The organism is Caballeronia sp. GAWG2-1, from assembly GCF_023631405.1.
Taxonomy (GTDB): Bacteria; Pseudomonadota; Gammaproteobacteria; order Burkholderiales; family Burkholderiaceae; genus Caballeronia.
This window is the reverse complement of record NZ_JALQDD010000051.1, coordinates 1-8031: the sequence shown is the minus strand read 5'-3', so window position 1 is coordinate 8031 and position 8031 is coordinate 1. Positions and strand designations below refer to the sequence as shown.

Sequence of the window (8031 nt, the reverse complement as noted above, 5' to 3'; positions counted from 1 at the left end):
CAGCGAGTTCAGGCCCGTGGAGAGCGAGCTGATGCCGGTCGAGCTCGACGCCGACAACGAGTTGATGCTCGTGGAGGTCGAGGACGACAGCGAGTTCAGACCCGTCGAGAGCGAGCTGATGCCCGTGGAGGTCGAGGACGACAGCGAGTTCAGGCCCGTGGAGAGCGAACTCACGCCGCTGGAGAGCGAACTGACGCCTGTAGACAGCGAACTGATGGCCGTGGAAGTCGAGGCCGACAGCGAGCTCATGCCCGTGGACAATGAGCTGATGCTCGTGGAGGTCGAAGCCGACAGCGAGCTCATGCCCGTCGACAATGAACTGATGCTCGTGGAGGTCGAGGCCGACAGCGAGTTCATGCCTGTCGACAATGAGCTGATGCCCGTGGAGGTCGACGCCGACAGCGAGCTCATGCCCGTGGAGAGCGAGCTGATGCCCGTGGAGCTCGAAGCCGACAGCGAGTTGATGGCCGTGGAGGTCGAGCTCGACAGCGAGTTCACGCCCGTGGACAGCGAATTGATGCCCGTCGAGGTCGACGATGACAGCGAGTTCAGCGCCGTGGACAGCGAGCTGACGCCCGTGGAGAGCGAGCTCACGCCCGTGGACAGCGAACTGATGCCCGTAGAGGTTGAAGCCGACAGCGAGTTCATGCCGGTGGACAACGAGCTAATGCCTGTGGACGTCGAAGCCGACAGCGAGTTCATCCCCGTCGACAACGAACTGACGCCTGTTGAAACCGAGGTGGATATCGAATTGATGCCCGTGGACATCGAGTTGACGCTCGTGGAAGTCGAACCCGACAGACTGCTCGTCGAACCATTCGCGGTGCTCATGCCCGTCGACAGCGAACTGAAGCTCGTCGAAATCGAGGCGGAGAGCGAATTGACGACGTTCGCGCCCGAAGTCGACATCGTCGTCGACAACGAATCAATGCCTGTCGACGCCGAAGACGACAACGAGGTCAACTGACCAAAGTTCACCGCGTCGAGCGCGCTCGTACCGTTCGCCACGTTGGTGAGTACTGTGGACGTACCCACCTTACCCAACGTCACCTGGCTGTGAGTCGAGCTGTCGTACATGACAGCGTCCTTCATCACAGTTGACAGGCTTGCAACGTTGCCATTGGCCGACGTCAAGCCCGTCGAGATGGTGCCAACGGAACTATTAACGGTGCTCAGGCTGGACGACAGCAAGCCGGTTGTCACCGACAGATTGCTGACCGTCGTGCTGATATTACCCATGCCAGTGGACAGACTATCCACACGGCTGCCAGCAGTGCTCACACCCGTTGACAAAGAGGCGATGCCCGTCGATGCAGAGGCAGACAGCGTGCTCAGGCTTGTCGACAACGTGCTGACCGAGCTATTGGTCGAACTGAGACCAGTGGACAAGCTGCTCACCGCGCCGTTGGTGGTACTCAAACCGGTCGACATCGAAGTGACCGTCGCCGCCACACCATTAACCGCGCTGGAGGTCGTGCTGAAACCTGTCGAAAGGCTGTCGACCGAGCTGTTCGTGGTGCTCAGGCCGGAAGACAGGCTGCTCACCGCACTATTCGTGGTGTCGAGAACCGTCGACAACGAGCTGGCGCCAGTCGAGATGGAACTCGAAAGCGAGCTCATGCCTGTCGATAGCGTATCCACTCGACTGCTCGTGGTGCTCAATCCGGTGGAGATACTGTCAACCTTGCTGCCTACGGTGCTGACGCCGGTGGAAAGGCTCGTCACCGCGCTATTCGTCGTGCTCAGTCCGGTCGACAACGAGCTCACGGACGACGACATCGAGTTCACACTGCCATTGACAGTACTGAAGCCGGAAGAAAGGCTGTTGACCGAGATGTTGGTGGTGCTCAGCCCGGTAGATAGACTATTGACCGCGCTATTGGTCGTGCTCAAGCCGGTTGACAGGCTGCTAACCGTGCTTGTCGTGGAACTCAGAACGGTCGACAACGAGCTCGTACCCGTGGAGATTGACGTCGACAGCGATCCAACACCGGTCGAAAGCGTATTTACAGAACTGTTCGTGGTATCCAGACCGGTGGAAAGAGAGTCCACGCGGCTGCCGGCCGTGCTCAATCCCGTCGACAGCGTGTTGACGGTGCTGTTAGTCGTACTCAAGCCGGTCGACAACGAACTCACGGCGGTCGACAAAACGGAGACTGTGCTCTTGACCGTGCTCACGCCTGTCGAGATCGAATTGACGGACGTACTTGCGCTACCGAGAGTCGTAGAGAGGGAGTTGACCGAACTGTTGGTGGTGCTCAAACCCGTGGACATCGAGCTGACCGTGGTGGACAGGCTACCCACCGCGCTCACCGTCGTGCTTACAACGGTCGACAGGCTTCCAACCGAAGTACTGATCGAATCCACGCCCGTGGAAACCGAACCAATCGTGCTGTTCGCGGAGTCCAGGCTCGTAGACAGGCTATCGACGCGACTGTTAGCCGTGCTCATGCCCGTGGAGATCGAGTTGATGCCTGTGGAAGCGGACGTTGAGAGCGAGCTCAAGCCCGTTGAGAGCGTTGGGACAGAGCTATTCGCCGTACTCAAGCCCGTCGACAGCGTGTTTACCGTGCTATTCGTCGTGCTCAAGCCGGTGGACATGCTGTTGATCGAACTGTTGGTCGTGCTGAGCCCTGTCGACATGCTAATCACGGCACTGCTTGTCGTGCTAAAGCTTGCGGACAGCGTGTTCACATTGCTGTTCGTCGTATTGAGCGCGGTCGAAAGCGAACTCACGCCGGTCGAAGATGATATCGACAGCGAGTTCAGATTCGTCGACAGCGTTGTTACGGTGCTGTTGGTTGCGTCAAGCCCGGTGGACAGCGTGTTTACCTTGCTGTTTGCCGTACTCAGCCCGGTCGACAAGTTGTTTACCGTGCTGTTGGTCGTGCTCAGTCCCGTGGACAGGCTACTCACGCCAACGTTGGTCGTGCTCAACCCGGACGACAGACTGCTCACCGTGCCGTTCGTTGTGCTCATCCCGGTGGACAGGCTGTTAACCGCGCTTCGGGACGTGCTCGTGCTCGACGAAAGGTCGTTGACTGAGCTGTTGGTCGTGCTGAGACTGAACGACAAGCTGCTAACCGAGCCGTTGAGGGGAGCTAAGCCGGCGGACAGGCTAGTGACTGTACGGCTAAGTGAATCCGCCACAGTTGAGAGGCTGCTGGTCGCACCGGAGATAGTGCTCACTCCAGTAGACAAGCTGTTGACCTTGCTGCCAGTTGTACCAAGCCCAGACGAGAGACTTGTAACCGAACCACTTAAGGTGCCAAACGCCGTCGAAACCGAACTGATGGCGCCGCCCGTCGAGCTCAAACCAGTCGAGAGAATGGTCATTGCGGTGTTGGCGGTGCTCAATCCGGTTGAAAGAGAGTTTGCACTCGACGATACCGAACCCGAGAGCGACACGATTCCCGTTGACGCGGATACCGACAATGAAACAAGACCGAGAGACGCGGAATCCATTGAAGCGTTGGCCGAGCTCAACGAGTCGGTCGCGGTACTGACCGAGCCCGCGATCGAACTTGACGACGTCGACATAGAACTGAAGCTTGTGGACAAACTTGCAGAAGCAGAGCTCCAGGCCGTCGATAATGAGCCCGATACCGAAGCGAGAGTAACACTTGCGGTCGACCAGGAACTGCTCAAGGAGTTACCGGAAGTCGATACGCTAGTCGACGCTGACGACCACGCCGTTGACACCGACGAGCCCGCTGTCGACAACGACACACTACTGGAATTGACCAGACTTGCTTGCGTACTAAGCGTAGTCGAAACCGATGCGGACATACTGAAAAGTTGGCCTCCGTTGACAGCAACGGTGCCATTCGGTACTGGAGTTACAGCCGTGACGCCCGTGATGCTTTTGGACGACATATTGATGTATTGGCCGGCGCTGATGGCCGTTCCACCAAGCCCGACTAAACCATTAGCAGCAAGCACATGTGCGGCGGAGGTAGAAGTCCAATCGGTCGTCAAACCAACGCCTTTAAACAGGTTGGTAGCACTAAACCCGAAGTCCGAAAATCCACTACCACAGCTCAAGGTTCCAAAGCCGCTAGACCCAGTCGGTATAAACCCCCAACTGCTGCCATTGCAGGCAGCAGCGCTAATGCTAGCAGCGGAGGCATAAGGCCCAATGCACATGAGGGCAACTGCCGCTCCAACGCCGCTAAACAGCCGTAACATATCGTTCGAAGACGACGCTGCACGCCACGGTGTGGCGCTCTCAGCTGACGCTGCCGTATTGGCACCGGGCGATTTTTTTTTGCCACACGCGTTCGCGGTTTCTGCGACTGCGACGAACGTTCCGACCTTTTCGTTCCAAATACTGCGGTATGACTTATTCATAAACCAATTTGACCCACTTCAAGCAAAACAATCTTGCTGAAAGAAAAAAGAAAAACCTTCGACTGCCAACAGAATATGTCAGTACATTTGCCGTCTGAAGCGGACATATCCTAAAGTCCCAAAAGCAGTATTTCGGAACCTTCCGATTTGAAAACCTTGCAATGGGAGATCAAGCGCGCAGACAGGGACTTTCGCTGCCCGCGCTTATTCGTTGAAGCGGTAGCGTGATCGACTAAGAGCATCAGAATCAGAAAGCTGGAACCGTTCATATTTTTACCCACCGATCAACATGGTCTTGCTTTCCTACAAAATCGACTCTCTAAAAATGGCATAATTTTCGCAATTCTTGCTGCTTGAAATGGTCCAACGAATCTTTCTTCTGCCATATAAATTTCCATGCGCCACTTCGGCATGAGTCCTGAGCCGGAGAATTGACTGCCGCGTTGGCGCTCCCGAAGCCGCGCGTGATTTGATCAGACAGAAGTTTTCGAACAGTACTCGCGTCCGAGGTGGCGCGCTCCGGACAACATGCATAAGCGGAGATGTCCGTTTTCTGAAACCTATGTAGTTGCTTTTCGAGAATGAGCGATTCGACTGCGTGCGGGCACTGCGTTCGAGTGCCGCGCCATTGTGGTCAAGCCTAAGACACTGCAATACGACATGAAAAAATTGGGGATCGGCATCGGTGCAAAAACTGGCTTTTCCTTTGATCCGCGAAACGATACGTACCAGAGTTAATTCGGCAATGGGCGACGGAGGCCTAACGCAAGTGAAGGTTAAGTGCGCGAATTAACAATCCAAGCGCCGCGAATCTAGTCAATTTTTTTGCACGGGGACGATTTGCTTATGCTTACACCTCGTGCGGCCGCTTCCACGCATGACACTGGGAATGAAACAGCCCCGCATAACTCGCACGGTAAGCATCGCACCGACCCGCAGTGCTTATCAAATAAGCCGTAAAGGTAGCTCGCTATCTGCCGCACAAGCGGACAGTCCTCTGCACTGTTGCGACCATTGCGACAATAGTCTTGGACATCTTGAACTTTTCGTCTAATTGACAATCGAGAGGTGAGCGCCTGGGCGACCGCAAGACTAGTCGGTCACCCAGGCCCTCCTGAGTCTTAACTCAGGAGTATCTCCTTACCACTGGTACGCAGCGCCAGCGCCGTAGACGTTGCCAGCTCCGCTGATACCCACACCAGCCTTCATCTTGACGTTCTGCGTAATTCGCAGATTCACGCCAAGAGCCGATGCGCCGTAGCCTTGGTAGCCCGCCCCGCCAACACCAACCGCGATGACCTTGTCCTTGTCGACTTCAGGAATCATCGACAGAGCCGTGGCCGCCGCAACGCCGGAGTACGCCTTGCGTTGAACATCGGTGACGGCGCCCTGCAACTGACCCACACGTAGATCCGTGTAGCTGTTGGCTTGCGACGTAGCCTGGTTCAACTGTTGGACGTTCGCCGCGTCCGTACCCTCGGTACCAGCCGCCACGTTGGTGACCTGACGCTCGCCACCCGCAGCGCCGACCGACACCGTGTTCGCACGGTCCGCCACCGAGTTCGAACCCAGAGCAACGGAGTTGTCCGCCGTCGCCTGGCTGCTCGTACCGATTGCCGAGGCGTTAGCACCGCTCGCCACCGCGCTTGCGCCCATGGCGACCGCGTTCGTGCCGGTTGCCTGTGCGTTCGCACCTGCTGCGATGGAATGCGTGCCGCTTGCAACTGCGGCCTCCGTCGTGCGGTCACCATCTGCCGCAAACATCGGATTTGCATTCACCGACAGGTTGTTGATGGTGTTGGTCACCTGATCCAACTGACGCACGTTGACTGCGTCCATTGCGTCGACACCGTCCGCCACGTTATGGATTGCAGTGCCGGTAGTGCCATTACCCAGTGTGATGCTTCCGGTGTTGGTCGAGCCGTCTGCATTCGTGTCGTAGGTCACGGCGGTTTTTACACCGTTCGGACCGTAGAGACCCGTCTGCTTGAGCTGACCGACCGTTGCGGCGTCACTGTCGGCAATACCGTTTGCCACATTGGTCAGACGCAGGTTGTTGCCGTTTCCATCACCGAACGAAACCGTATTGGCCTCGTTAGCTACCGAGTTGGTACCAATTGCGACGGAGTTGATTGCGTTGGCCTGTGCGTTACCGCCAATCGCGATCGAGTTCACGCCGTTCGCCTGGGAATCGGCCATCCCGTCTTCCATATTTGCGTGGAAGTACTTGATGCCCTTGCCGTTGACCATGCTGCTCACCGACGTCGAGATGCTCGTGATGGAGTTGATGGCCGTGCTGACGGTCGTCGACATCGAGTTGATGCTGGTCGACATAGAACTCACGCTCGTCGACATCGAACTGATGCCCGTCGATACCGAAGTCGACAGCGAGTTCATGCCGGTCGAGATCGAATCGATACCCGTGGACAGCGAACTCACGCCCGTGGACAGCGAGTTGATGCCCGTCGAGAGCGAGCTGACCGCCGTCGAGGTCGACGTGGACAGCGAACTTACACCCGTGGACAGCGAACTCACACCCGTCGACAGCGAGCTGACCGCCGTCGAGGTCGACGTGGACAGCGAACTTACACCCGTGGACAGCGAGCTGATGCCCGTCGAGGTCGACGTGGACAGCGAACTGATGCCCGTGGACAGCGAACTCACACCCGTGGACAGCGAACTGATGGCCGTTGAGGTCGACGTGGACAGCGAACTGACACCGGTCGAGAGCGAATCCACACCCGTCGAGAGCGAGGTGATTGCCGTCGAGGTCGATGTGGACAGCGAGCTGATACCTGTGGACAGCGAGCTGATGCCCGTGGACAGCGAACTCACACCCGTGGACAGCGAACTGACGGCTGTCGAGGTCGACGTGGACAGCGAGCTCATGCCCGTGGACAGTGAACTTACACCCGTGGACAACGAACTGATACCCGTCGAGGTCGAGGTGGACAGTGAGCTAACGCCGGTCGAGAGCGAATCAACACCGGTCGACAGCGAACTGATCGCCGTCGAGGTCGACGTGGACAGCGAGCTCACACCCGTGGACAGCGAACTGATACCTGTCGAGGTCGACGTGGACAGCGAGCTGACACCGGTCGAAATCGAATCGACACCCGTGGACAGCGAACTGATTGCCGTCGAAGACGATGTGGACAGCGAGCTAATACCGGTAGAAAGCGAATCGACACCCGTCGAGAGCGAATCCACGCCCGTGGACAGCGAACTGATTGCGGTCGAAGTCGAAGTGGACAGCGAACTGATGCCCGTCGAGAGCGAACTGACACCTGTGGACAGCGAATCGATGCCCGTCGAGAGCGAACTCACACCCGTGGACAGCGAACTGATCGCCGTCGAGGTCGACGTGGACAGCGAACTGACACCCGTCGAGAGCGAACTCACACCCGTGGACAGCGAACTGATGCCCGTCGAGAGCGAATCCACACCCGTTGACAGCGAGCTGATCGCCGTCGAGGTCGACGTGGACAGCGAGCTGATACCCGTGGACAGTGAACTCACGCCCGTCGAGAGCGAGCTGATCGCCGTCGAGGTCGACGTGGACAACGAGTTCACGCCGGTGGACAGCGAGCTGATACTCGTCGAACTCGAGGTGGACAGCGAGCTGATACCCGTGGACAGCGAGTTGATCGCGGCCGAGTTCGAGCTCGACAGCGAGCTCAA

3 protein-coding genes are annotated in these 8031 nt (G+C 57.6%); 1 reads left to right on the top strand and 2 read right to left on the bottom strand.

The window, feature by feature from the left end; all coding sequences use genetic code 11:
- Together NCR98_RS33615 and NCR98_RS33050 are read right to left on the bottom strand one after the other, a co-directional pair.
- On the bottom strand, positions 1 to 4350 hold a 4350-nt coding region (locus NCR98_RS33615; protein WP_350029553.1), incomplete at its 3' end, for an ESPR-type extended signal peptide-containing protein.
- 1140 nt (positions 4351 to 5490) lie between these two features.
- Positions 5491 to 6600, bottom strand: coding sequence for a YadA family autotransporter adhesin (locus NCR98_RS33050; protein WP_250528577.1), 1110 nt, complete (start codon positions 6598 to 6600; stop codon positions 5491 to 5493).
- On the opposite strand from NCR98_RS33050, the gene NCR98_RS33045 reads away from it, so the two are divergent.
- Positions 6599 to 8031 (top strand): hypothetical protein (locus NCR98_RS33045; RefSeq protein ID WP_250528576.1); only part of this gene is annotated, 1433 nt, incomplete at its 3' end. The two genes, NCR98_RS33050 and NCR98_RS33045, sit on opposite strands and share 2 nt — an antisense overlap.